Annotated in this window: 22 protein-coding genes; 14 read left to right on the top strand and 8 right to left on the bottom strand. The window is 51.5% G+C overall.

Annotation, left to right across the window (positions count from 1 at the left end; genetic code table 11):
- The first annotated feature begins 170 nt into the window (after positions 1 to 170).
- The 7 genes from GCE9029_RS20975 to GCE9029_RS20950 all read left to right on the top strand — a co-directional run bounded on the left by GCE9029_RS20975 (position 171) and on the right by GCE9029_RS20950 (position 7,753).
- Positions 171 to 2,312 carry a NosR/NirI family protein gene (locus GCE9029_RS20975; protein ID WP_062666610.1) on the top strand — a complete coding sequence of 714 codons (2,142 nt, stop codon included), beginning with the start codon at positions 171 to 173 and terminating at the stop codon, positions 2,310 to 2,312.
- Positions 2,313 to 2,431: 119 nt separating this feature from the next.
- Positions 2,432 to 2,503: a pyrroloquinoline quinone precursor peptide PqqA gene (gene pqqA / locus GCE9029_RS27030; protein WP_081796241.1), complete on the top strand. Its 72-nt coding sequence runs from the start codon at positions 2,432 to 2,434 to the stop codon at positions 2,501 to 2,503.
- A 93-nt stretch (positions 2,504 to 2,596) separates the two neighbouring features.
- Complete coding sequence (pqqB, locus tag GCE9029_RS20970; protein ID WP_062666607.1) at positions 2,597 to 3,514, top strand: pyrroloquinoline quinone biosynthesis protein PqqB; 918 nt, start codon at positions 2,597 to 2,599, stop codon at positions 3,512 to 3,514.
- A gap of 14 nt (positions 3,515 to 3,528) precedes the next feature.
- Positions 3,529 to 4,287 carry a pyrroloquinoline-quinone synthase PqqC gene (gene pqqC / locus GCE9029_RS20965; protein ID WP_062666605.1) on the top strand — a complete coding sequence of 253 codons (759 nt, stop codon included), beginning with the start codon at positions 3,529 to 3,531 and terminating at the stop codon, positions 4,285 to 4,287.
- 34 nt (positions 4,288 to 4,321) lie between these two features.
- Complete coding sequence (gene pqqD / locus GCE9029_RS20960; RefSeq protein ID WP_062666603.1) at positions 4,322 to 4,588, top strand: pyrroloquinoline quinone biosynthesis peptide chaperone PqqD; 267 nt, start codon at positions 4,322 to 4,324, stop codon at positions 4,586 to 4,588.
- Positions 4,560 to 5,690, top strand: coding sequence for a pyrroloquinoline quinone biosynthesis protein PqqE (gene pqqE, locus GCE9029_RS20955; protein ID WP_062666601.1), 1,131 nt, complete (start codon positions 4,560 to 4,562; stop codon positions 5,688 to 5,690). Before pqqD ends, pqqE begins: the two co-directional genes overlap by 29 nt.
- Before the next feature lie 32 nt (positions 5,691 to 5,722).
- Positions 5,723 to 7,753, top strand: coding sequence for an insulinase family protein (locus GCE9029_RS20950; RefSeq protein ID WP_062666599.1), 2,031 nt, complete (start codon positions 5,723 to 5,725; stop codon positions 7,751 to 7,753).
- A gap of 11 nt (positions 7,754 to 7,764) precedes the next feature.
- Here GCE9029_RS20950 and GCE9029_RS20945 read toward each other — a convergent pair whose 3' ends face one another.
- Positions 7,765 to 8,433 carry a response regulator gene (locus tag GCE9029_RS20945; RefSeq protein ID WP_002539469.1) on the bottom strand — a complete coding sequence of 223 codons (669 nt, stop codon included), beginning with the start codon at positions 8,431 to 8,433 and terminating at the stop codon, positions 7,765 to 7,767.
- A gap of 313 nt (positions 8,434 to 8,746) precedes the next feature.
- Here GCE9029_RS20945 and nosP point away from each other — a divergent pair, with 313 nt between their 5' ends.
- From nosP to GCE9029_RS20915, 6 genes are all read left to right on the top strand, one after another.
- Positions 8,747 to 9,949 carry a nitric oxide-sensing protein NosP gene (gene nosP, locus GCE9029_RS20940; RefSeq protein WP_062666597.1) on the top strand — a complete coding sequence of 401 codons (1,203 nt, stop codon included), beginning with the start codon at positions 8,747 to 8,749 and terminating at the stop codon, positions 9,947 to 9,949.
- Between the two features lie 3 nt (positions 9,950 to 9,952).
- Entirely contained in the window at positions 9,953 to 12,583 is a 2,631-nt protein-coding gene (locus GCE9029_RS20935; protein ID WP_062666595.1) for a hybrid sensor histidine kinase/response regulator, read from the top strand.
- A 117-nt stretch (positions 12,584 to 12,700) separates the two neighbouring features.
- Positions 12,701 to 12,931: a hypothetical protein gene (locus GCE9029_RS20930; protein ID WP_062666592.1), complete on the top strand. Its 231-nt coding sequence runs from the start codon at positions 12,701 to 12,703 to the stop codon at positions 12,929 to 12,931.
- Positions 12,932 to 13,179: 248 nt separating this feature from the next.
- On the top strand, positions 13,180 to 15,003 hold the full coding sequence (locus GCE9029_RS20925) for an assimilatory sulfite reductase (NADPH) flavoprotein subunit (protein ID WP_062666590.1): 1,824 nt from the start codon (positions 13,180 to 13,182) through the stop codon (positions 15,001 to 15,003).
- On the top strand, positions 15,003 to 16,721 hold the full coding sequence (cysI, locus tag GCE9029_RS20920; RefSeq protein WP_046305652.1) for an assimilatory sulfite reductase (NADPH) hemoprotein subunit: 1,719 nt from the start codon (positions 15,003 to 15,005) through the stop codon (positions 16,719 to 16,721). The genes GCE9029_RS20925 and cysI overlap by 1 nt, the downstream gene beginning before the upstream one ends.
- Positions 16,714 to 17,472, top strand: coding sequence for a phosphoadenylyl-sulfate reductase (locus GCE9029_RS20915; RefSeq protein ID WP_062666588.1), 759 nt, complete (start codon positions 16,714 to 16,716; stop codon positions 17,470 to 17,472). The genes cysI and GCE9029_RS20915 overlap by 8 nt, the downstream gene beginning before the upstream one ends.
- A gap of 65 nt (positions 17,473 to 17,537) precedes the next feature.
- On the opposite strand, the gene GCE9029_RS26590 is transcribed toward GCE9029_RS20915, so the two are convergent.
- Complete coding sequence (locus GCE9029_RS26590; RefSeq protein ID WP_197475411.1) at positions 17,538 to 17,696, bottom strand: hypothetical protein; 159 nt, start codon at positions 17,694 to 17,696, stop codon at positions 17,538 to 17,540.
- A 27-nt stretch (positions 17,697 to 17,723) separates the two neighbouring features.
- Positions 17,724 to 18,626 carry a LysR family transcriptional regulator gene (locus GCE9029_RS20910; RefSeq protein ID WP_062666737.1) on the bottom strand — a complete coding sequence of 301 codons (903 nt, stop codon included), beginning with the start codon at positions 18,624 to 18,626 and terminating at the stop codon, positions 17,724 to 17,726.
- A 115-nt stretch (positions 18,627 to 18,741) separates the two neighbouring features.
- Here GCE9029_RS20910 and GCE9029_RS20905 point away from each other — a divergent pair, with 115 nt between their 5' ends.
- A complete protein-coding gene (locus GCE9029_RS20905) occupies positions 18,742 to 19,575 on the top strand; it encodes a hypothetical protein (RefSeq protein WP_231870175.1) in 834 nt (277 codons plus the stop codon).
- Between the two features lie 6 nt (positions 19,576 to 19,581).
- Here the strand turns inward: GCE9029_RS20905 and GCE9029_RS20900 are convergent, their stop codons facing one another.
- The 5 genes from GCE9029_RS20900 to GCE9029_RS20880 all read right to left on the bottom strand — a co-directional run bounded on the left by GCE9029_RS20900 (position 19,582) and on the right by GCE9029_RS20880 (position 23,781).
- Positions 19,582 to 20,139 carry a DUF2380 domain-containing protein gene (locus GCE9029_RS20900; RefSeq protein ID WP_231870174.1) on the bottom strand — a complete coding sequence of 186 codons (558 nt, stop codon included), beginning with the start codon at positions 20,137 to 20,139 and terminating at the stop codon, positions 19,582 to 19,584.
- A complete protein-coding gene (locus GCE9029_RS20895) occupies positions 20,123 to 20,992 on the bottom strand; it encodes a quinoprotein dehydrogenase-associated putative ABC transporter substrate-binding protein (RefSeq protein WP_062666586.1) in 870 nt (289 codons plus the stop codon). The genes GCE9029_RS20900 and GCE9029_RS20895 overlap by 17 nt, the downstream gene beginning before the upstream one ends.
- A 9-nt stretch (positions 20,993 to 21,001) precedes the next feature.
- On the bottom strand, positions 21,002 to 21,379 hold the full coding sequence (locus GCE9029_RS20890) for a hypothetical protein (RefSeq protein ID WP_062666584.1): 378 nt from the start codon (positions 21,377 to 21,379) through the stop codon (positions 21,002 to 21,004).
- 26 nt (positions 21,380 to 21,405) lie between these two features.
- The gene (locus GCE9029_RS20885; protein ID WP_062666581.1) at positions 21,406 to 21,855 is read right to left on the bottom strand and encodes a plastocyanin/azurin family copper-binding protein; all 450 of its coding nucleotides are present in this window, start codon (positions 21,853 to 21,855) and stop codon (positions 21,406 to 21,408) included.
- A gap of 117 nt (positions 21,856 to 21,972) precedes the next feature.
- Positions 21,973 to 23,781 (bottom strand): methanol/ethanol family PQQ-dependent dehydrogenase, encoded by a 1,809-nt coding sequence (locus GCE9029_RS20880; RefSeq protein ID WP_062666579.1) that lies wholly within the window; start codon positions 23,779 to 23,781, stop codon positions 21,973 to 21,975.
- Between the last annotated feature and the right edge of the window lie 477 nt (positions 23,782 to 24,258).

The following is a 24,258-nucleotide window of genomic DNA, read 5'->3' as shown; positions in this document are numbered from 1 at the left end:
AACACGCACTTTGTCTAAGTCCGTTTGTTCGATATCCGCTTGTTCGAAGGCAGTTAATCCTCCCGGTGCTGCCTGAGGCGAGAGCTTTTGCGGGGCATATGCCCCGCTTTTTTCTTTCAAAGGACGGTTGTTCTCACGCGCTTTCTGGCGCTTGAGCCTAGAGGTGTATCATGCGTTGGCGTAGTGCCCTGATACTGTGGCTGCTTCTCATGTTATTGCCCTTCCTCTCGATGGCTTCCGTTTGGCTGGAAGTGAGCGAGGAAGCGGCGTCATTGTTCCCCAGCGCAACCCGGATGAAAGCCTCGGAAGACGCGCTACCCGTTACCGAAATTTATCAACTCGACCAACCCATCGGCTATGTGTTTGAAACCGATAACCTGACCAACTTTCCCGGCTTCTCTGGCGATACCATTAACCTGCGCGTAGGGCTTGATACAGAAGGGCGCATTGTGGGGCTGCTATTGCTCGGTCACCACGAACCGATATTCCTGCATGGCCTCGGCGAAAAGCCGCTGCTTGATTTTATTGGCCAATACCAGGGGCTATCTCTAAAACAACAGGTGCTGGTGGGCAGCGACCAACAACGTATCGCGAGTGATGACATTGCCTACTTTGATGGTGTCACCAAGGCCACAGTGTCAGTGATGGTGGTGCATGACACCATCATCGCAGCGGCAAGGAAAGTGGCACAGTCGCGGCTCTCCGGGTTTGGCACAGCGACTCAGGCGATTTTGAATACGGAAAGCTATCGCCCGAAAACCCTCGCCGATCTTCGACGCGAAGGCCTGCTGTTCAAATGGCAAATGGGGAATGAAGAGGCTGAAACTGCCCTCAACACCTCGCCGGACGGAATTTCCGAAGCGAGAGAAGATAACGCAGGCGAAGATGTGCCATTTCTGGATTTAACCTTTGCGGTGTTAAATCCTCCGCTGATTGGAAAAAATCTTCTGGGGGAGGAGGAATACGCCCGCATTATGGCAACACTGGAGCCGGGTGAAGTGGCGGTGCTGGTGGGCTCCCGCGGTGGCTATCAACATGTGGCGGAAGACTTTGTGGCGGGTACGATTCCCCAGCGCCTGACCTTGAAGCAGGAAGCTAGCCCGCTCGCCCTTCGGGATGCTGATTTGTTCCACGCACAACCTCCTGCATTTTCCGTTGCGCTTAAGCCATTCGAACGTACCCATATATTTACCTTTTCAGACCAAAGTGGCTTCGACCCTTCGCTTCCTATCACCGTTGGAATCAATGTTCAGGTGAAAAAGAATTTTCTGGAATCGGAAACAATCGCCGTTTCCACCGATTATTCACTCCCCAAGTCGGTGCAAACCCCGGTTGAGCCGCCGGAGAAACCGTTGCCGCTGTGGCAACGAATATGGCTGGATAGAACAATAGAAATCAGTGTATTAGCGACTTACTTAATACTGTTGACGGGGGCGTTCGTCTTCCAGCACCGTCTGGCGAAATTCGGACGATATCTCACTACGGTGAGATTGTTATCTCTTTGTTTTGTCATTCTTTTTATTGGCTTTTACGCGCAAGGGCAATTGTCTGTCGTCAACATCTACACGTTGGTGTTATCGTTGTGGCAAGGATTTGATATTACAGTCTTTTTACTCGATCCCATGCTATTTATTCTTTGGATCTATGTCTGTTTCAGTCTCTATTTGTGGGGAAGAGGACTTTTTTGTGGTTGGTTATGTCCGTTTGGCGCAATGCAGGAGCTAGTGGCAACGGCTGCTGAGAAGCTTCGTGTCCGGCAATGGAAAGTAGATGAGTTGCTACATAGTCGATTGATTTATCTTAAATACTTTGTGCTTTTGCTTTTGGTGGGTACCGCGTTTTATAGCCTTTCTTTGGCGGAAACCATGGCCGAGATTGAACCTTTCAAAACTGCCGTCACCCTGATGTTTGAGCGCAGCGTCCCCTTTGTGATTTACGCCGTTTTACTGCTCCTTATCAGTGCCAAAATTCATAAAGCGTATTGTCGGTATTTGTGTCCATTAGGTGCGGGTTTAGCGGTGCTTGGAAGGCTCAGGATCTTCAGTTGGCTGACCCGAAGAAATGAGTGCGGAAGACCCTGTCGGCTTTGTGAAAAACACTGCGGAATCAATGCAATTAAGAAAAGTGGGGCAATTGACTACAACGAATGTGTGCAGTGTTTTGCCTGCTTGGCAATCATCAATGACAACACCCGTTGTGTCGCGGATAAATATGGCAAACGCAGACGTAAAACGAGGGCGTCGGGCGAGGCGATTCCGGTTGCCATCTGTGACCCTACTGATAACAACCAACAAGGCCCATCAGAGATATGAAATCAGTGTCTTAGATGAGAGAAATCATCATAAAGTAGGATTGGTAGATCGCCGTCTTGTGCTTAGGCTAAATCAGGAGGCAAGTTGTGCCTCGAAGTATCGGTACAAGGAGCGACAGTATGTGGAAGAAACCAAGCTACACAGAACTCAGACTCGGTTTTGAAGTAACCCTTTACATCAGTAACCGCTAAGTAGCTGACAAACGGGATGCACCTTCACAGAGGTGCATCCCGTTTTTAATTCTCCATAAACAGGAATGGAGCCACAGAAGACGAGGTGAATGGATGCAAATTGTCGTGTTAGGCTCAGCTGCCGGAGGCGGCTTCCCGCAGTGGAACTGTCACTGCCGCATGTGTCAGTCGGTGCGAAACGGTACCAGTCGTGCCGAGCCACGCACTCAATCTTCCATTGCTGTGAGCGATGACGGCGAGCATTGGGTGGTGATTAATGCTTCCCCCGATATCCGTCAGCAAATCAACGCCTCTCCTCAACTGGCGAAAGCCGAAGGTGCGAGAGGTTCTGCCATTAGCGCAGTGGTGGTCACAGATGCACAGATTGACCACACGACCGGGTTACTCATTCTTCGCGAAGGATTACCGCTCGAGCTTTATTGCACGCCGGAAGTGGCAGAAGAGCTCAGCAGCAGCTATCCGATTTTGTCGATGATGAAGCATTGGGAAGGGGGCTACCAAACCTGTACCGTCGATATCCATTCGCAGGAAGGTTGGCGGATTCCTTCTGTGCCGAATCTCGAATTCCATCCGATTTCCCTGTCATCCAATGCGCCACCGTTTTCGCCTTACCGCAACCGCCCGCGCCCCGGAGACAACATTGGTCTCAAGATTGTCGATACCCGCACTGGTGCCACTCTCTTTTACGCGCCGGGTCTGGGCGCGCCGGAAGATGCTGTGCTGGCTGCCATGCGCGATGCCGATTGTGTGATGATGGACGGTACGCTCTGGACCGACGATGAAATGATCCGCGAAGGACTTGGCACCTCGCTGGGGTCGGAGATGGGCCATCTTTCGGTCTCTGGCGACGACGGCATGTTGGCGCTGATGGAGGATTTCACCAAGCCGCGCAAGGTGCTCATTCATATCAATAATACCAACCCCATTCTGGACCCTGACTCGCCACAGCATCAGGCGGTGCTGGATGCCGGAGTGGAAATTGCCTTCGACGGCATGACGATTGAGATTTGATCCAGGGAGGCGCCATGGCACAGCCAATGACACGTGATGAATTCCAGCAGGCACTGCTCGCCAAAGGGCAGTTCTACCACATTCACCATCCCTTCCATCAAGCCATGTACGCGGGCAAGTGCACTAAAGCGCAAATCCGCGCCTGGGTAGCAAACCGCTTCTATTACCAGACCTCTATTCCGGTGAAGGATGCCGCCATTATGGCGAACTGCCGCGACCCGGAAATCCGTCGCGAGTGGGTGCAGCGCATCCTCGACCATGATGGTCACAAGAGTCTGGATTGCAAATGGGGGGGCATTGAAGCCTGGTTGCGTTTGGCTGAATCCGTTGGGCTGAATAGACAAGAAGTGCTAGATGAAAAATGGGTGCTGCCGGGCGTGCGTTTCGCTGTGGACGCCTATGTGAATTTTGCCCGCCGGGCAACCTGGCAGGAAGCAGCCTGCTCATCACTGACAGAGCTCTTCGCACCGGAAATTCACCAGTCCCGCCTGGATTCGTGGCCGAATCACTACACTTGGATTGACCCTGAAGGGCTCACCTATTTCCGCCAGCGTCTCAGTCAGGCCCGCCGTGATGTGGAGCACGGCTTGTCCATCACGCTCGATCATTTCCAGACGGCTGAGCAACAGGCGCAGGCGCTGAATATTCTGCAATTTAAACTCGATATCCTTTGGTCGCTGCTCGATGCCATCAGCATGGCATACGAATTTGAGCGTCCACCTTATGTTGGTATTACCGACAAACCTGTCTGGCATCATGCGCTGGACAGATAACAATTAAAACAAAGAGATAACACAGGGAGGCGACATGAACAGCGATACTGTCTATCAGCGCAACCGCATGTTCCGCATGCAGTTTGAAAAAGCGCAGGACTGCCACGTACTACTCTATCCAGAAGGGATGGTGAAACTGAGTGAAAGCGCCGCTGAGATTCTGATGCAGTTTGACGCACCAAGCTCGGTAGATGCCGTAATCTCACGTCTGGAAGAAAAGTTTCCCGGCGTCGATTTGGCAGATGATGTGAACGAGTTCGTGGAGGTCGCCCGTGACAAGAAATGGCTCGAAGCCTGTTAATCCGCCGCTCTGGCTGTTAGCGGAGCTGACCTATCGCTGCCCGCTTCATTGCGCTTATTGCGCCAACCCGCTCAATCTCGGTGATCCCGATGACGAGCTGTCCACCGACGACTGGTTCCGCGTGCTGGAAGAAGGTCGGGAACTGGGCGCAGTTCAGCTTGGCTTTTCCGGTGGCGAGCCTTTGATGCGCAAAGATCTGGAACAATTGGTCGCCCACGCCAAAGGGCTGGGCTACTACACCAACCTGATCACCTCCGCGGTCGGACTCAATGAGAAGCGTATTCTGGCGCTGAAGGAAGCAGGGCTCGATCATATCCAAATCAGTTTTCAGTCGGCCGACCCGGATTTAAGCGATGCGATAGCCGGAAAGCGTCACGCGTTCGAGCACAAAAAAGCCATGTTCAAAGCCGTCAAAGATAACGGTTTTCCCATGGTGATGAATGTGGTGATCACCCGCCAGAACATTGAATCGATTGAAGCGATTATGGCGCTCGCGATTGAACTGGAAGCGGATTTCGTTGAGCTGGCCACCTCGCAATATTATGGTTGGGCGCTGCATAACCGAGATGCACTGCTGCCATCCCAACCCCAGATAGAAGAAGCCGAAGCCAAGGTGAACGCGCTTCGCGACAGTCAAAACGGCGTGGGGCCTAAGTTTATCTTTGTCACGCCGGATTATCATGAATCCCGCCCAAAACCATGTATGAGCGGCTGGGGAAACATTTTCCTCAACATTGCACCGGATGGAAAAGCCCTGCCTTGCCACAGTGCAGCGATGTTGGATTTGCCCCATCCAAACGTGAAGGAACACTCACTTTCCTACATCTGGAAAGAATCAGAGAGCTTTAATCACTTCCGCGGATTTGACTGGATGCGGGAACCTTGCCGAAGCTGTAATGAGAAGGAAAAAGACTTTGGTGGTTGTCGTTGTCAGGCCATGTTGCTGACTGGCGATCCGGCGAGCGCTGATCCGGTGTGCAGCAAATCCCCGCATCATCACGTGATTGAGGAGGCGGTGGCGAAAGCCAATCAGGGGTGTCACAGCGCAGCCTTGGCGAGAACCGTGAAGAACAGCCAGATGATTCTGTCCGTCAAACCCTAAGGTTTGATGAACACAATGAGTGAGGAGCTGCAATGGCGAAACCGCACCCTGCTGCGCCGGATTGGCTGCTTTTGCCGCCAGATGAACAGCAACTGGAAACAGGCTGGGTTGGGTATCGTCATGTCAGCGGCGCCATGCACTGGCATCATGCCGCGTCAGATGAGGACAGGTTAAGCGCAGCGATTGTGTTTCGAACGCCTGCAGATGATGACAGTGGAATCACTCATGCGCTTGAACACATGGTACTTCGCGGCTCTGCACGCTACCCCGAGCCTGATACCTTTCTGACCTTGCGCGCCGAGCTGGCTCTGCTCGAATTTAACGCCACCACCCAAAAGGAAAGCACTCGTTTTCACCTTACTGGATACGACCCCCATTCGGTGCTGCGGGGCATCGGGTTCATGGCGGACTCTGTGCTGGCACCGCAACTGGCCGACGATGATTTTGACGATGAAATCGTCCGTGAAGAGGGGAATGGTCACGATGGCGCGCTATATCGTGAGCTTGGCGAATACATGCGCCACGAGCGGTTCCAACAATCGACTGAACAGGCGGCGATGAGCGAACCCCGTGCGCCACTTTATGGTGGTATGCCCGAAACAGTGCCGCTGCTGGATATCAATGACCTTCGCCGTTATCACAACCATTACTACCGGCCCGAATCCATGGTAATCCTTACATCCGGCAGTTGGCCCATGGTGGCGCTTTGGCGACAGATTTCCAAATCTCTCAGCAACGTTGGCAAGCCGCTGCCGACAGAGGTACCAGAGCTGTCGCTGCAGGCTGATGTGGCATCAGAGAATCACATATCCGTTGAAACCCTTTCCTATTCTCCACATTGGGCGGCGGCGCTTTACCCCACGCTTTGTTCACTGAGAAACCAGCAAATATTGAAGGCGAAGGGAGCGACACTTTTACCGCTTATTACCGATTTTCAGCCGGTACCCGCGTTGCGTTTCAGATTGGATGAGAATGCGGATACCGAGTCATTGCACCGCCATGTTGAGGAGGTAGCAAGGCGTATGCCTTCAAGGCGCGTGAACTGGCAGTCTGGCTATTTTTCACTGCAACAAGGGCGGGACATGGTCCGGCGATGGGGAGATGGACTGCAACGGCTCTACCATGATTTTTCAGTGACACCATTTGCCCCGCCCTATCTTAAAGGCGATGTCAGTGAGCCTCTGCTTGAAGAGGCGCAGCTTTCCATTGCCAATACCGAATGGCTTTCCCCTTGTAAACCGTTGACGCGAATGGCGATCCTCTGTCGCTGCAACGCGCGTGATGAAGAAACCAAAGCAGCATTGGAACGCTGGCTAATCCTCTGTCAACAGCGAACCTTGCGCTGGGCATGGATGCAGGGAAAACCTGTGCTGGGCAGTATGGGCGAGTGGCATTGCGCCAATACGTTACTACTTGGATACACAGTGGACTTGCCCCTCGAGCAGGTCGATGCGCTTCGTCATTTCTGGCACAACCATCTGAGCGCTGATGAGATCAATGCACTGGACGGTGAATGGCAGCATACCCAAAACGGTATTGAGTTTTATGTCGCGCACAGCACACCTGTCTTCCGTACCGGCAGCATCATGGCCAGTCACAAAGACGAAGAGGGCGCGATGCATGTGACGCTTTCGTTCCCACACACGGTAGACGCGGGCGATATTGCAACTTTTGGCCAGGCAGTGATGGCGAGCGAAATGGTGAAAAAACGCCGTCTCGGTGGGCGTTGCTACAGCTTTGGGGTGTCGATTGATTTGATGACTTACGAGCTGGCTTTTGACACGGTAGCGGACAGTGACCCAAGTGTTAGCTTTGTTGCTTTGCTCAACGCGATTGAAGGGCTGACAAAGCCAATGGAATTTGCTGAGTTGGAAAAGCGCTGTCAGGGCGGTTTAGGTTTGGTTTCAGCTCGTTACCGGAAGTCTCACGCAAGATTCCACACCTCGCTGTTGGAATCTATTGGCCAGTCAACAGCGGTGGATTTTAGCGCGGTAACACCCACCACTTTGGCTGACATTGCCACTGATGTGCTAACTGCGCTTAAACATCCCACCGTCCACTGAGGCCTTGAGTATCAGCGCTTTAGATAGCGGTCAAAGTCGATATTGGTCACTCCGACAACGGCCTGGATTCGGTTGTGTACACCAAGCTTTTTCAATATCGCCGAGACGTGCGATTTTACTGTGGTTTCGGAGATATTCAGATCGTAGGCAATCTGTTTGTTCGCTGCGCCTTGCGCCATGGACTTCAATACCAGTAATTGGCGACGTGTGAGGGTATGGAGCATTTCTGGGGAGAATTGCGGTTCTTCTTTGCGTCGGTGTGAGCCTTCACTCTCTCCTTCCGCACGGATGATATCGGCAGGCAGATACACATGCCCATCCAGAATTTGTTCGAACGCTTCCCTCATTTTTTCACGCGGCGCACTTTTGGCGATAAACCCGACTGCGCCATAGGCGATGGTTTGCAGAATGATTTGCTTGTTGGTTTCTGCAGAGATAATGGCAACAGGAATCGTGGGGTGTTGGTTTCGAAGCTCTAACAAGCCTTTCAACCCAGCCATGCCAGGCATGTTCAGATCGAGAAGGATAAGGTCAAGATCGGGATTTTCCTCAGCCACATCCAGTGTACGTTCAATGTCTTCAGACTGCAGGATTTCACATTCTTCGAAACGTCCGCGTATCACCGCAATTAAGGCATCGCGAAACAGCGGGTGGTCGTCTGCAACGAGAAATTTGTACATGATTCAATCCTTTTTTAATACTGCAAACACCGTCGTCCCAACGGGTGTCACATCAAAAATGACCCTTTAAGAAGTCACTAAAATAGCCGCTTTGTCCCTAAGGTTTTGCGTGCTATTCAGTGTAGTGACCCTGATTCCATTTGTGGTGGTTGAGGTGTCACAATCTTGAAACTTTTGATATGCAAAGTTTGCAATTTTGTAAATATCCTTCCTAAGTATGACGTTACTCCGACCTGCGAGCGATTAAACTTAAGTCATATGCCCTACGATCAATGGGCATGCTAAGTTGTCTTAAAAGTGAGCAGGAGAGCACATGCCAGCACTTCAACCTTCCGCACAACATCGTGCGATATTCAGCGCGGCGACATATCAGCTGGACGCCACTAAAGCGGCGCGTGAGCTGGCGATGCAGCTTGATGATGAAGATATCGGCTTTGTGCTTTTCTTCTGCTCCGCCGCATATGATTTGGATGCACTTGGTCGTGAGATGAATCAAGCATTTTCCCATTGCGAAGTGATGGGGTGCACCACGGCGGGCGAATTGATGCCTTCTGGCTATGCCAAAAGCAGCATCAGTGCGCTGGGCTTTTCGCGACGTGACTTCAAGGTCAGCGGCCGGAGGGTTTCACTTGATGGCTTCGATCTTCAGTCTGCACAGCTTTGTGTCAGTGATTTGATGGATGCCTGCCAGCAGGATCTTAAAGCGCCCATCAACACCAATACTTTCGTCTTAACCCTGATTGATGGCCTCTCACCGAATGAAGAGCGCTTTCTGGTGACACTGGATACGGCTCTCGGCCGGTTACCGCATTTCGGTGGTTCAGCTGGTGATGACGTCAATCTCGCCAATACTCATGTTTACAGCGAAGGTGCGTTTCACAGTGAATCTGCCATCGTGGTCATGTTCAACACCCATTGCCCGTTCGAAGTCTTCACCACTCACCATATTGAAAGCCTTGATAGCAAGCTGGTGGTGACTGACGCTGATTGCACAGCGCGTCGGGTACACGAGTTCAACGCCGAACCTGCAGCGGAAGTGTATGCAAGGGAAGCGGGTATTTCGCTCGAAGATCTGCGTCCTGAAATCTATGCCCTTCATCCCCTTGCGGTGCTAATTGGTGATCAGTACTACGTCCGCTCTATTCAGAAAGTAAACGACGATTTGAGCCTCGATTTTTACTGCGCAGTAGACGATGGGATTGTAGTGACCGCTATGCGTCCTGGCGATTTATTTGCCGATATGGATGCCAAACTCTCTGCGATTCAGTCCCGCATTGGTGAGCCTGAGCTCACGTTGGCTTGTGATTGTTTCCTCCGTCGCCTTGAGATTGAACAGAAGATGATGCGTGACAAAGCCAAAATGATGTTCCGACGATTCAACTTCGTCGGCTTCAACACCTATGGCGAACAGCTCAATGGCATACACATGAACCAGACGCTGACAGGGGTGATGATAGGAAAACCGCCCGCTCATCCGCCCAAAGTGCCGCTGGCAGTCGAACGCAAGGCTGGGTGATCAGTGGCTGAAAAGGATTTGTCGTTAGAACAGCAGCTTGCCGCGCTCAAGGAAGAAAATGCGCGTCAGAAAAAGATGATTGATTCCTTGGTGAAGAGGGTTGAGCAAGGAGGCAGCGGTCAAGTCGACGCTTGGGGGGCATTTCAGCACTCCGTGGTGCTCGCCGATCAGGTGCGTGAGAAAACCGAAGAGCTCAATCACGCGCTCCATTCCATTGAGTCCACCAACCGCCAGTTAACACAGGCCAACCAACATGCTGAGCAGGCGCATCAGCGCTTTATCGACGCTATAGAGTCTATCTCAGACGGTTTTGCACTTTATGACCCTAACCGTGAGCTGGTGTATTCGAACAGCCGCTTTCAACGCTATTGGCAGGACAATGCGATTTCCCTCAATGCGCCATCTCTGACGCCAGAAAAAATCCAGCAACTCGCCAAAGATCGCGGTCTCATCGTGCGTGAAGTTCCTGGCAATCGGAATGGACATACCCTGAAATTGCAAAATGGCCGCTGGCTACAAATCAAGGAACGCCGGACCAGTGATGGTGGCGTGGTGATGCTGTATTCAGACATTACCCAACTGAAATTGGCGGAGACTGCGCGCTTCGAAGCAGCAATGGCAGAGAAAAGCCGCATCCTGCAGAACATGGTCGATAACCTGTCGCAGGGGGTGCTCATGGTCAGTGAAAGTGGGGAAGTGCAGGTATTCAACCAGCGTTTCCTTGACATGAGTGGCTTTGAACAATCCCGATTGATTGGGGCGCAGATTGAACCTCTGACTGAAGAATCCCCGGTGACCCTTTGGCGTATTGGCCGAGGGGGAATTCGTCCGCCGGAAGGGATTCGGGTGCAAACCCTGCCCGATGGCCGCGTGATTGAGGTACGCAGCCACGCGATGGAAGATCAGGGTTACGTCAACACCTACACCGACATCACCCAGCGATATCTCGACGCTAAGGAATTACGTGAAACCGAACAGTGGCTAAGGCTGATCACTGATAACGTGCCTGCACTGATTGCTTATGTGGGTGATGACCTTCACTACCAATTCACCAACCGCGCCTATGATGAATGGTATGGCTTTCCGCGGGGTGAGCTGATTGGAAAACATATCTCGGTATCCCGCCGATCATCAACGTTTGAAGCGTTACGCCCTTATGTCGAGCGTGCGCTTGATGGCGAGTCTGTGGTGTTTGAAATCGAAGAGTTTAATGCATCTGGTGACGCGCGCTATGTGGTGAAAAGCTATGTGCCGAATCAGGCTTCGAACGGAAACATTACCGGACTGTTTGTGCTCAACTGGGACATCACCGAACGCAAACAAAACGCCGAAGAGCTTGAGCAGGCCTATCAAACCATGGAGCTCCGAGTTCAGGAGCGAACGGCGCAACTCCAAACACTGAATGATCAGCTTCAGGATGAAGTGGAAGAGCGTCGCGTTATCCAGGAGCGTCTGCTGGAAACCAAGAAAGAAGCCGAACGTGCAAACCTCTCCAAAACCAAGTTCCTTGCCGCGATCAGTCACGATTTGCTGCAACCGCTGAATGCTGCGCAGCTCTATCTCGGTTCTTTGCTGAGTCACCGTATGTCGCCATCCGCGAGAAAACTGGTGAGCTCATTGGCGCACTCGCTGGAAGATGTGGAATCTCTCATCACCACGCTGGTGGATATTTCCAAGCTGGATGCGGGTGTGGTGCGGGCTGATAAGCAATCTTTTCCGGTGAGCGATCTACTCGATAACATTGCGGATGATTTCAGTCATGCAGCGGAAGGTACCAGCGTCGAAGTAAGATATGTACACAGCTCGTCCTACATTTATACCGACTCGCAATTGCTGGCGCGGATTGTCCGCAACCTGATGACCAATGCTCTTCGTTATACACCGAGCGGGAAGATTTTGCTGGGCAGCCGCCGCTGTAAAGAGGGGCTTCGTATCGAAGTGCTGGACACTGGTGTTGGTATTCCTGAAGACAAAAAGAATGAGATTTTTCAGGAGTTCAAACGCTTAACCGCTAAGCAGGATGAAAGTCATACCCAGCTTGGTTTAGGGCTGGCAATTGTCGACAAGATTGCCAGCGTGCTGGGGCATACGGTAACGGTGGATTCTATGCCGGGTGAAGGCTCGCGATTTTCTGTGTTGGTGCCTTACGGCAGACCGGAGACACAGAGTGCTCGTAACGTCGAATCCTTGGTTTCAGATAACAGCGTAGTGCTTCAAGGCGCGCGGGTCTGGGTCATTGATAACGACCCGAATATCTGCCGCGCGATGGAAGAATTACTGCAACGTTGGGGCTGTGAAGTGACCTGTGCAGGATCTCTGGAAGAGCTCCAAATCAGCTGCGACACAGTGCAGAGCCCAGTGGAACTGTTGATTGCCGATTATCACCTCGATAATGGTATGACTGGATTGTCGCTGGCAAAATCCATCAACCAGCAACGTATGCAGAAAGTACCCACTGTGATTGTCACTGCCAACCGCAGTGAAGAGCTTCAGCATCAGGCGCGAGATTGCGGCTATTTGGTGATGCACAAACCGGTCTCGCCAATGCGTCTGAAAATGACCATGGTGCACCTCCTCACGGGCGATCAGGCAGACCCCACTCCTGCGAGAGTGGGAGCGTCTCACAATCGATAGATCCCGCTGTGGCACATCGTACGGCGCGGGTCTATGCTTTTCCTAACGAAAAGTGTGGTTATTGTTACGTTTGTTTCGACGTAACGCATTGATTTGGCAAAGCAGCAGGAAAGTGCGATGACAAAATCAGAACTTCGTAATCTCTATTCCCAGCAAATGTTAGTAGAAGCCGTGGTAGAACCATCACTGTCCAGCGACGGTTGGATTGTCGAATTCCGTCATGCACGCGGCGGACTGGTTCCCTTAACGGATGGTAACGGTATTGAGCAGTGCTTCGGCGATGTCGATATGGCGACCGAGAACGCATTGGAGGTGGGCTTCCATCAAGTGCGAATCGTCGACGCTTGAACACTGACGACTAGGCTTCTTTCCCGCAAAAATCTTTTGCCGAACCTCTCTTGAGCCTTGTCCGGCACGCCGCTGGGTTTCTCCTGTCCTGTTAATCCCCATAGATCTCAATTGCTCAGCGATTCTTACCTGTTTCCATAGGACCATGTGATCTAACGCAAGGTTATAAAACATGCATTTCTATTCTTTCTAGTTATTACGGCGAATAGCTAATCTATGCTCACGCAATAATAAAGGAATGTCGTGACATGTTACTCAAGGAACTTTCTGCGCTGGCAAGTCCGCTTAATGACCAGCAGATCGGCCAACTGCAGCAGACTGTGGCAGAGTTGTCGCCACAACAGCTGGCTTGGATCAGCGGTTATTTCTGGGGTTTAAGCCAAACTCCGGCGGCAGCGGGTGCTAACCCTCAACCTCTTGCCCAAGCGGTTGCCACTGCGGCGAAACCTGCGGGTAAGCTGACTATCATTTATGCCTCTCAAACCGGCAACGCCAAAGGCGTAGCGGAAGCTTTGGAAGCAAAAGCTAAGGCGGATGGCGTAGAGGTTTCTCTGTATTCAGCAGATGATTACAAACCGCGTGATCTGGCGAAAGAAACGCACCTTATCATCGTGGCGTCGACCAATGGTGAAGGCGAGCCGCCAGATAATGCGATTTCTCTGCACGAATTCCTGCAATCAAAGAAAGCGCCGAAGCTCGACAAACTGCAATACGCGGTGTTGGGCTTGGGTGATTCAAGCTACGAATTCTTCTGCCAGACCGGTAAAGACTTCGACGCTTACCTGTCTAAGCTGGGCGCGAAAGCTATCGCACCGCGTGTTGACTGCGACGTGGATTACGAAGCAGAAGCAGAAAGCTGGAGCAGCGACGTTCTGGCGAAAGTGAAAGAAACCATTGGCGGTGGTGAGGATGAAGTGGTTGTGCCACTGCATGCAGCAACCACAGCGGGTGCTGCTTCTGCCTATAACAAGCAAAACCCTTATGCGGCAGAGCTGGTAGCAAACCAGAAAATCACTGGCCGTGATTCAGGCAAAGACGTTCGCCATATCGAAATCGATCTGGGTGAGTCAGGTCTGACTTACCAGCCGGGTGATGCGTTGGGTGTTTACTACACCAACAGTCCTGAACTTGCCGATGAAATCCTCGCGAAAGTGGGCCTGACGGGCGATGAAACGGTTGAAGTAGCGGGTGAATCCCTTCCACTGCGCCAAGCGCTGATCGAGAAGTTCGAAATCACCGCAGCGAATCCACAGCAAGTGGCTGCGATTGCTGAGCTTTCTGGCAGCAAAAAACTGCAGAAGCTGGCAGAAGACAAAGACAAACTGCGCCAATATGCGAACAACACGCAAGTGGTTGACGTGCTAAGCGAGAAGAAAACCAAGCTGACCGCTGAGCAACTGGCTGGCCTGCTTCGTAAACTGACGCCACGTTTGTACTCGATTGCTTCAAGCCAAGAAGAAGTGGGCGAAGAAGTGCACTTGACCGTGGGTCTGGTGGAATTCCAAAACGGTGACAATACCCGTTTTGGTGGTGCATCAGGCTTCCTGTCGCAACGTGCTGAAGACGCAGAGTCAGTGAAAGTGTTCATCGAGCACAATAACAATTTCAAACTGCCAGCCGACGATAATGCGCCTGTCATCATGGTTGGTCCGGGTACTGGTATTGCGCCTTTCCGTGCCTTCATGCAAGAGCGTGATGCCCGCGGTGCAGAAGGTAAGAACTGGTTGTTCTTTGGTGACCGTACCTTCACACAAGACTTCCTGTATCAAGTCGAGTGGCAGAAATTCCTGAAAGACGGTTTGCTTAGCAAAATCGACCTCGCCTTTAGCCGTGATCAAGCTGAGAAAGTGTATGTTCAGCATAAGATTGTCGAGCAAGGCAAAGAAGTATGGCAATGGCTGCAAGACGGCGCTTACCTCTACATCTGTGGTGACGCGACCTACATGGCCAAAGACGTTCATGAAGCATTGATTACGGTTGCCCAGGAGCAGGGCGGTAAGAGCCGAGAAGACGCAGAAAACTATTTGAACGAACTGCGTAAGGCGAAGCGCTATCAAAAGGATGTATATTAATGAGTGACAAGCAAGTCGTGTTAGGCCAAGAGCTAGGCCCATTGTCAGATAACGAACGTCTGAAGCGCGAAAGTGATTTTCTTCGCGGCACCATCGAGCAGGATCTGTCTGATCCAGTGACAGGTGGTTTTACCGCAGACAACTTCCAGCTGATCCGATTCCACGGCATGTATCAGCAGGACGACCGCGATATCCGCGCAGAGCGTCAAAAACAGAAGCTGGAGCCACTGCACAATGTGATGCTGCGTGCCCGTATGCCAGGCGGTATTATTACGCCGAAACAGTGGCTGGCGATCGATGAGTTCGCGACCGAACACACCATGTACGGCAGTATCCGTCTGACTACGCGCCAGACGTTCCAGTTCCACGGTGTGTTGAAGCCAAACATCAAGTTGATGCACCAGACGCTGAACAAAATCGGTATCGATTCCATTGCAACAGCGGGTGACGTGAACCGTAACGTGCTGTGTACCACGAACCCTGTGGAATCTGAGCTGCATCAGGAAGCCTACGAGTGGGCAGCCAAGATCAGTGAACACCTGCTACCAAAAACCCGCGCTTACGCGGAAATCTGGCTGGACGGTGAGAAGGTAGAAGGCCATCAGGACGAAGAGCCGATTCTGGGCTCAAACTATCTGCCACGTAAATTTAAAACTACTGTCGTGATCCCACCGCAAAATGATGTGGATGTGCATGCAAACGACCTGAACTTTGTGGCGATTGCAGATAATGGCAAGCTGGTTGGTTTTAACGTATTGGTCGGTGGTGGCCTTGCGATGACCCACGGTGACACCAGCACTTACCCACGTAAAGCCGACGATCTGGGCTTTATCCCGCTGGATAAAACACTGGATGTCGCAGCAGCGGTTGTGACCACTCAGCGTGACTGGGGTAACCGTTCTAACCGTAAGAACGCGAAGACTAAGTACACATTGGATCGCGTGGGCACTGACGTGTTCAAGGCGGAAGTGGAAAAGCGCGCAGACGTGAAGTTCGAAGCAAGCCGTCCGTACGAGTTTACTGACCGTGGCGATCGTCTGGGTTGGGTTGAAGGCATCGACGGTAAGCACCACCTAGCGCTGTTTATCGAAAACGGTCGTTTACTGGATTACCCAGGCAAGCCGCTGAAAACCGGTGTGGCTGAGATTGCGAAAATCCACAAAGGCGATTTCCGCATGACTGCGAACCAGAACCTGATCATTGCGGGTGTGTCGAAGTCTAACAAAGCGAAAATCGAGAAGATTGCACGTGAGCATGGCCTGATGGATGACGGCGTAAGCGAGCAGCGTAAGAACTCGATGGCGTGTGTGGCTTTCCCAACCTGTCCGTTAGCGATGGCTGAAGCAGAACGCTTCCTGCCGGGCTTTGTGACCGAGATTGAAGGCGTGCTGGAGAAGCACGGCGTAGGTGATGATCACATTATCTTCCGTGTCACTGGCTGTCCGAATGGTTGCGGCCGCGCCATGCTGGCTGAAATTGGTCTGGTGGGTAAAGCGCCGGGTCGATACAACCTGCACCTGGGTGGCAACCGCGAAGGTACCCGCGTGCCTAAAATGTACAAAGAGAATATTACCGACGCACAGATCCTTGAAGAGATCGACGCACTGGTTGGCCGTTGGGCAACCGAGCGTAACGACGGCGAAGGCTTCGGTGATTTTGTTATCCGCGCTGGCATTATTGCGGAAGTGAAAGTCTCTAAGAGGGATTTCTATGCCTAAATTTCAACTGTCCGATCTGCTTGGCCGTACCAAGGCTGAGCAAATCTTAGAACTGGCGCCAATCAATGCTGAGCTTGAAAGCATGTCAGCGCAGGAGCGGGTTCGCTGGGCGTTGGAAAACCTGCAGGGCGAGTTCGCCCTGTCATCAAGCTTTGGTATTCAGGCGGCGGTGATGTTGCACCTGGTGACGAAGGAAAAGCCGGACACCCCGGTGATTCTGACAGACACAGGCTACCTGTTTCCGGAAACCTATCAGTTTATTGATGAACTGACAGAGCGCCTGAAACTCGACCTTCGCGTCTACCGCGCAGAGCAGAGCTCAGCATGGCAGGAAGCGCAGTACGGTAAGCTTTGGGAGCAAGGTGTCGAAGGCATCGAGCGCTACAATCGCCTGAACAAGGTGGAGCCAATGCGCCGCGCGCTGGACGAGCTGAACGTTGGCACCTGGTTCTCTGGCCTTCGCCGCGACCAGTCCAGTTCACGTCAGACACTGCCTATTCTGGGTATCCAGAACGGTGTGTTTAAGTTCCTGCCAGTCATCGACTGGACAAACAAAGACGTGCACTACTACCTGAAAGAACATGACCTGCCGTACCACCCGCTGTGGGACCAAGGCTATGTGTCTGTCGGTGATGTGCATACCACCCGTAAGCTGGAAGATGGCATGTCAGAAGAAGAAACCCGCTTCTTCGGCCTAAAGCGCGAATGTGGTCTGCATGAAGACGACGTGAGCGACGGCGCGGGCATTTAACGCCCAAACAGAACGAAAAAAGCGATGCTATCTAGCATCGCTTTTTTATTGCCACTCGTGACGAGTCAGTAATTTTCGAACGTACGCTCAACGTCTTTAAAGCACTGCTCTCTGTCCGCATTGTTTCGGATTTGGTAGCATTCATCTTCCGCCATTTCACGGCCAACTTCGGCGGTACACCCAGCAATGAGCAACAAGCTGGTGGCGATCAACATGGCTTTCATTTCTACTCTCCCAATTCCATTTTTTGCTTAGACTGCCGAATCTTTGATTAATTCGCAAAGCGCGTTTCTCAGCCACAAATTTGCCGGACTGTGCTGATTGCGTTTGTGCCAAATGAGCTGGTGAACAATGTTCTCACTGGTAAAAGGCGGCTGAAGGACTTTCAGGTTGTGGAGTTTGGCATATTTTTCGGCGAGTAAATGGCTGGTCATGCCAACACATTCGCTGCCTCCCACCAGAGCCATCATGGAGGAGATAGACTCGCACTCTGCGCTGATGATGCGTTCGCTGAGGTTTTCTTTAGTGAAATAGTCAGCCGCAAACAGGTTTGAGCGTCGGATTCTGAGTGTGATGTGTTTTTCCGCGTAATACTGCGTTTTTGAAATCTGTTCACCAATTCGGGGATGATTCTTTGCACAAATAAGGCGGAGTGTCTCATCAAAAAGCGGCTGCGTCTGAAAGGCTTGTCCATTGACTTTACCTACATCTATCGCGAGATCAGCCTTTTGCATGCTGAGCATTTCCAGCAATCGACTTTCTGTTCTTGGAACAGGATTGAATTGAATGCGGCACTTTTCGAATAAAGGGCTCTGCTCGACTTTTGCATGCAGCAATTGCAGCGCGACTTCGTTAGCCAGAACATTAAAAGTCCGCTCAGTCTGCGGGGTAAAGCGGTTCACATGTGACAGCGCGAGAGACATCTGTTCGAGTGCAGGGCGGATGTCGTTGGCCAGTTGAACGGCAGCATGTGTCGGGCTGATCCCCCGTCCTTCCCGGACAAATAGCTCTACTCCAATTTGCTTTTTTAGGCGTTTCAACGCAGTACTGACTCCGGGTTGGGTCATGTTGAGCGATTCGGCCGCAGCGGTTATCGACCGAAGCTCATAAACAGTCAGAAAAACGGATAGCAAATTGAAATCGGGTTTGGTCATTGTAAACACATAACGATTGATTATATTTTTATTAAAATTGACTTTATTTTTCATTATATGTCAAGGCGGTAATGTTTCTCTCCATTAGATGATTCACAGATTGCGATGGAGATAGATGATGATTAACCCTTGTGCTGCCCGCAGTGCCAACAAGCAAGGCTTGGACGCTTCCCACCATTCCTTCACTTCGACCCGCAAAGGCTTTTTGCTTACTCCTTTGGTTGCCTTTGGACTCACTTTTCAGGTGCATGCTAAAGAAAGTGACCTGCAGGATATGTCTGATCCTCTGGCCGTATACACGCAGGCGGGCGTTGGAGTGACGAATAATGGTCTGAACTTCAAACTGGGTATGACCTACGATACCGGCATTGATACCACCATGGGGATGAACATTATCGAGCTGAAAGGCCTGGCAGGGGATTTTTTACACCTTGGTGGTGATGACAGTTTTGACTCTGTTCGTTTCCGTAACTTTGGTTTGGATACCCAGACGGGTTGGGGCTCTCAGATAGATATCAGTTGGGACTTTGATAGCGGTCTGGGAAGTGCCTCTTACAGCAAAATCCACGCTTTACCAGCAGTGGGAGCTCTTCAATTATATCCTCTGGCTGGCGCAGGTTTAACAGTATCAGACACGGCAGAAATCAGAGGCACGGAAACCCCGATAGGCAGTGTGGGCTATGCCATCCCATCTACCTATGTCGTGGTAGGAACTTACTCCAAACTGACGGTCACCGACGATATTTGGCTGAATTATAATCCTATGTATATCAACACTCTGAATGACAATCACTATATGAAAGGAGTGATGGATGGTTGGCATCATGAAGTGGCAGCGAGCTACCAAATGAACCCTCGTCAGAATGTCAGGTTGTTCGGCAACTTCTCTGATTCAGATATCGCAGGCTCTACACGGGATTGGCGACTGGAGTTTAATCATCAGTTCTGAGGCTTATTACGGTGCGGTTCGGGATAACCGCTCTATCTGGCTATGAATCTTCTCAGCAAGTTTGTCGACTCCCCGTTGATTCATTTCAGCCTGCTGGCCTTTGATTTCGACAATCAGCTCAGGGTATGCCCGCTTTGCTTTCACGTTGACGACCTGAACTATCAGATAGGAAAACAGGAAGCTGGGTTTATGGATCCGGGTGATAACTATCCAGTCAGCGCCAAGACTCTCGCCAAGTTCAGCTGCGGAGTCCGCATGTTCAAACAGGTAACCAAACCCTTGGTTGGCATTTTCATAGGCGTCGAGTGGAATCTGTACAGTGTCATATCCATGTTCGCCATTCAGCGCTTTTCGTAGCATTGGGGCGAGGCTGGCAGTGCGTATGACTTCTTCAGTGTTGTTGTCGACCTGGGTTAAGTCTGCAAGCTCAAAACTGAGGACAGCAATACCAGAGGAGAGTGAGGAGGCACTGAAAAACAGCGCTGTTATCACGAGCGCTGTGGGGGTAGACAAGAAAAAACGGGCAGTCAGGCTGCCCGTATAGCGGTCAATCATCGTCATCATCTCGCCTTGGTTTGGATGATGCCTCCACGACAGGAACGCCATAATCCTGAAGGATCATGGCAATTTGCGGAGCGTTGGCATCCATTGCCATTTCGACTGTTTCTTTCCATGGACGCTCACCGTATCGCACGCCCATCGAGATGGCGAAATCAAACACCTTACTGCCTTCTGAGGTCATCGGGACGACGGTGACTTCAGACTGGTTCTTGGCAAAATAACCAGCAATTGGCCCCCAAATCACCAGAACATCGTACTCACCATCCGCTACCCGTTTTACCATCTTGCCTGGGTAGTCTTCTGGGTCTCCGTTCATGATGCGGAAGAACTCAGTATTATCTTTAAAGCCGTTTTCACGCAGCCATGAAACCGCAGGGGACGGCGCAAAAGCAGCCACTTTTAAGGACTGTTTCACCGATTCTGGCAAGTCAGCCAACGCTTGTTGACTATCTACCTCTGCTAATGCCCCTTCTTTTTTGAAAAGAAGTGAATAGGCTGAGCGGTAATAGGGCTTGGTGGTGGCCGCAATGTCGAACTGAACGGGTACACCAATGACCAAATCACAGGCAAAGCGACCGTTATTATCAGACCAGTTCTTCAGCGTGTTACGGATAAAGCCCATACGCTGGGGAAACCAGGCATATTCCACATCAAGCCCGAAATAATCACCGAGTTGCTCGGCGATTTTATTTTCGAACCCCTGTTGCTCGCGGTTGGAGTAAGGCAAGTTATTAGGGTCTGCGCAGACGCGGAGTTTGTCCGGCAGGGGGGATGGAAAGGATTTTTCTGCCGCGAGAGATGAACTGGTGAACGCCAGTGAGAGCGATATGATAAAAAGCGAAAACAAAGACTTCATGCTGACCTCCTACTTGGCTGCTGCGGTGACTTGCTGGGACACAAAGCACTCGTGCTCGGCGTCATCGCGAATGGTCAGAAGTCCTTTGCGCGCGCTGCGACTGTCTTTGGAAGAACGGAAGTAACCGCCCCGTTCTCCACGCATGTTGCGAAGGCGTACAAACGCATCGGCATGGACGTATTCTTCGAAGGTCATTTGGCTGGCAATTTTGTCAATCACACAACTGCATCCATACATGTTCACGTAGGTTGGTCCGCCTTTCAAAGCCATACACTCCTGCACATATTTCACGCGCTCAAGGGTCGGAAAATCGTTGGCACTGGCTGGTGCTGCCAGTAAAAACAGGGCGGGGATAACAAGTACGCTTATTCTTTTAACTGCTTGCATAAGCTGACTCCTTTACTTCAACACCTCTAAAGCACGCCTTCGGCTTCAAGATGCTTTTTGAATTTTTTTAGCAGCCCTTTGGCAGGGAGCAGAGATTTGTCTTTCTTGATTTCCTCGAAGTAGGCATCGATGGTGCCTTCGATATCGGAAGGGTTGCCGACCAATAAAATGCCACCCATGCGCGCGCCCCAATGCGGGGTACATTTGTAGACATAGATGCCTTCGTTATCAAAGACAAAGCTCACGTCTACGCCGAGTTCAGTCTGAATTTTCTCTGTGCCTTCCGGCACCATGGCGTCAATGGTTTCAATAAGATGAGCGGGCATATTGGTCCAGCTCACCCTGTCCCCCGGTTGGAGAATGACGAACATGGGGTCGAATTTCACACCGACGGCGCGCACTTCGTATTCTTCTGCAAAAGCGTTACTTACCAGCCCCAAAAACAATAAGAGTGACCCTATTAACGTCTTAGCCATACGCATTATCCTTTTGCTGCTTGTTGAGTGTAGATGCCCCAAAGGCAACTCAACCCGATGCAGTGCATCAGAGCTGAGAAAGGGGAGTAGATACTCCCCTTAGTGGTTATTTTTGATTTAGTTAGGCAGAGCAAAGACTGTTAACACACCGCCGAGTTGGGTGTAGTCAGACAGTTTACGGTAAGCACCTACTGCACCCAGGCCATCGGTGTCGCCTTCAAGCCCGGCGGCCATTCCGATGCCAGCCCAGCCACCGATACCAGAGAGGACAGCAATGTACTGTTTGCCATCATGCATGTAGGTATTGACGTTGCCGATGATGCCGGATGGGGTTTTGAAGCGGTAAAGCTCCTTGCCGGTCTTCTCATCCACTGCTTTCAGGTAGCCTTCCAGCGTACCGTAGAACACCACGCCGCCGCCAGTCGCCAGCGCGCCACTCCATACAGAGAATGGTTCTGGCAATGACCAGACGATTTCACCTTTCTCTGCATCCCAGGCAATGAAGTTACCCAGACCGCCATGGCTGTCCGGTGCAGGGAACATAGAAAGGGTTGCACCTACATAGGGTTGACCGGCGGTATAGGAAACTTCGAAAGGTTCATAGTTCATGCACACATGGTTAGTGGGCACGTAGAAAAGGCCAGTGCGTGGACTGTAGGTCGCTGGTTGTTGGTCTTTTGAACCAAGTGCAGCAGGGCAAATGCCTTTGGTATCAACATCCTCACCGTTTTGAGCGGTCGAGTATTTAGCAACAACTTGTGGACGACCGGTTTCCATATCCACATGGGTCGCCCAGTTCACTGCAGGGTCAAATTTCTCTGCGACCAGCAGCTCGCCAGTGACACGATCCAGAGTGTAACCAAAGCCATTTCGGTCAAAGTGCACCAGCAGTTTGCGGTCTTTACCCTTGAACTTCTTATCTACCAGGATCATCTCGTTGACGCCGTCGTAATCCCACTCATCATGCGGTGTCATTTGGTAGAGCCATTTCGCCATACCCGTATCCGCATCACGCGCCATGATGGTCATGGAATATTTGTTGTCGCCAGGACGTTGGGAAGGGTTCCACGTACTTGGATTACCTGTGCCGTAGTAGATGAGATTCAGTTCAGGATCGTAGCTAAACCAACCCCAGGTGGTACCGCCACCAATTTTCCACTGATCGCCTTCCCAGGTTTTCAGGCTGGCATCTTTGCCAATGGGCTTAAGCATTTCCGTGGTTTTTTCAGGATCGACGAGCATTTCTTCGTCCGGGCCTGTGCTGTAGGCGCGCCAAGCAACACTGCCGTCTTTGATGTTGTAAGCCGTGAGATAGCCGCGAACACCAAATTCACCGCCACTGATACCTGTGATGATCTTGTCTTTAACTACCAATGGCGCGTTAGTGTTGGTCGCACCGACTTTAGGATCGCCGTTCACCACTTTCCAGACAACTTTACCGGTTTTCTGATCCAGCGCGACGAGCGTGGTATCCGCTTGTTGCAGGAAGATCTTGCCGTCAGCGTAGGCAAGACCGCGGTTAACTGTGTCGCAGCACATCACAGCAATGACCGAGGAATCCTGTTTTGGTTCATAGACCCAGTTAAGTGCCTGGGTTTTGAGGTCGATTGAGAAGACTTTGTTGGGAAAAGGGGTATGGATGAACATGGTGTCACCCAACACAAGTGGACCGCCTTCATGACCTCTTAAAACGCCCGTTGAGAATGTCCAGGCGACCTGAAGGTCTTTGGCATTTTCTGCGTTGATCTGATTGAGAGGGCTATAGCGAGTCCCCGAGTAATCACCGCCCCACATGACCCATTGGTTTGGATCTTCCTGCAACTTGATGAGCTCATCATTCGCTTGCGAAGCTGCGGGAAACAGCAGGGTGAGGGATAACGTGGCGACTGCCGCCAGGCAGCGTCGTAACCTTACAGCACCGATCATATTTACTTCCTCCGTGACAGCACGTTAAGCCGGACACCAAGGGCATCCTGACTTCGGCTTTATTGACTCAATTTGTTTGCGTGTTCCGCGGAGTTGTGGGGACGCTGTGTTAGCCAATGTTCGCTCTGTCTGTAACCCCATCGTGGCGTGTTGGCGACATTCGCGATCTACAACTTAGGCGGTTTCGCGTTTATTGAATAAATCCAGAGATCATTTCGATTCAACTATCTGGCGCAGCAATCCGTGCCGCATGTTGAGGTCAAAACGTCGTGAATTGAGTGTATGGCAGCTTTTGAGGTTGTGTGAGGAGGAAAAGGACACAACACTTTTGTCCGCGGGCAACAATGTTTTAGGGGTGGGATTGTGCCGCTAAGTCTTAGAAAAACCTGACACTTTATGTGTCTTATTTTAGGGAAGGGACTCAATGGATGGCATAAGCGTCAGGTGCCATATCCTTAAAAGTCATTGGGATACGGC

The organism is Grimontia celer (genome assembly GCF_900055185.1).
GTDB classification, from domain to species: domain Bacteria; phylum Pseudomonadota; class Gammaproteobacteria; order Enterobacterales; family Vibrionaceae; genus Enterovibrio; species Enterovibrio celer.
The sequence above is the reverse complement of the archived record's forward strand: the minus strand, read 5'-3'. Positions and strand labels throughout refer to the sequence as shown.

Coding starts and splice junctions, on each gene's coding strand:
- pqqD (WP_062666603.1), top strand. CDS start 4,322: ATGAACAGCGATACTGTCTATCAGCGCAACCGCATGTTCCGCATGCAG.
- cysI (WP_046305652.1), top strand. CDS start 15,003: ATGAGTGACAAGCAAGTCGTGTTAGGCCAAGAGCTAGGCCCATTGTCA.
- GCE9029_RS20880 (WP_062666579.1), bottom strand. CDS start 23,781: ATGATCGGTGCTGTAAGGTTACGACGCTGCCTGGCGGCAGTCGCCACG.
- GCE9029_RS20930 (WP_062666592.1), top strand. CDS start 12,701: ATGACAAAATCAGAACTTCGTAATCTCTATTCCCAGCAAATGTTAGTA.
- GCE9029_RS20925 (WP_062666590.1), top strand. CDS start 13,180: ATGTTACTCAAGGAACTTTCTGCGCTGGCAAGTCCGCTTAATGACCAG.
- GCE9029_RS20895 (WP_062666586.1), bottom strand. CDS start 20,992: ATGAAGTCTTTGTTTTCGCTTTTTATCATATCGCTCTCACTGGCGTTC.
- GCE9029_RS20915 (WP_062666588.1), top strand. CDS start 16,714: ATGCCTAAATTTCAACTGTCCGATCTGCTTGGCCGTACCAAGGCTGAG.
- pqqC (WP_062666605.1), top strand. CDS start 3,529: ATGGCACAGCCAATGACACGTGATGAATTCCAGCAGGCACTGCTCGCC.
- GCE9029_RS20910 (WP_062666737.1), bottom strand. CDS start 18,626: ATGACCAAACCCGATTTCAATTTGCTATCCGTTTTTCTGACTGTTTAT.
- GCE9029_RS20890 (WP_062666584.1), bottom strand. CDS start 21,379: ATGCAAGCAGTTAAAAGAATAAGCGTACTTGTTATCCCCGCCCTGTTT.
- GCE9029_RS20950 (WP_062666599.1), top strand. CDS start 5,723: ATGGCGAAACCGCACCCTGCTGCGCCGGATTGGCTGCTTTTGCCGCCA.
- pqqB (WP_062666607.1), top strand. CDS start 2,597: ATGCAAATTGTCGTGTTAGGCTCAGCTGCCGGAGGCGGCTTCCCGCAG.
- GCE9029_RS20975 (WP_062666610.1), top strand. CDS start 171: ATGCGTTGGCGTAGTGCCCTGATACTGTGGCTGCTTCTCATGTTATTG.
- GCE9029_RS20900 (WP_231870174.1), bottom strand. CDS start 20,139: ATGATGACGATGATTGACCGCTATACGGGCAGCCTGACTGCCCGTTTT.
- nosP (WP_062666597.1), top strand. CDS start 8,747: ATGCCAGCACTTCAACCTTCCGCACAACATCGTGCGATATTCAGCGCG.
- GCE9029_RS20945 (WP_002539469.1), bottom strand. CDS start 8,433: ATGTACAAATTTCTCGTTGCAGACGACCACCCGCTGTTTCGCGATGCC.
- GCE9029_RS20885 (WP_062666581.1), bottom strand. CDS start 21,855: ATGGCTAAGACGTTAATAGGGTCACTCTTATTGTTTTTGGGGCTGGTA.
- GCE9029_RS20905 (WP_231870175.1), top strand. CDS start 18,742: ATGATGATTAACCCTTGTGCTGCCCGCAGTGCCAACAAGCAAGGCTTG.
- GCE9029_RS26590 (WP_197475411.1), bottom strand. CDS start 17,696: ATGAAAGCCATGTTGATCGCCACCAGCTTGTTGCTCATTGCTGGGTGT.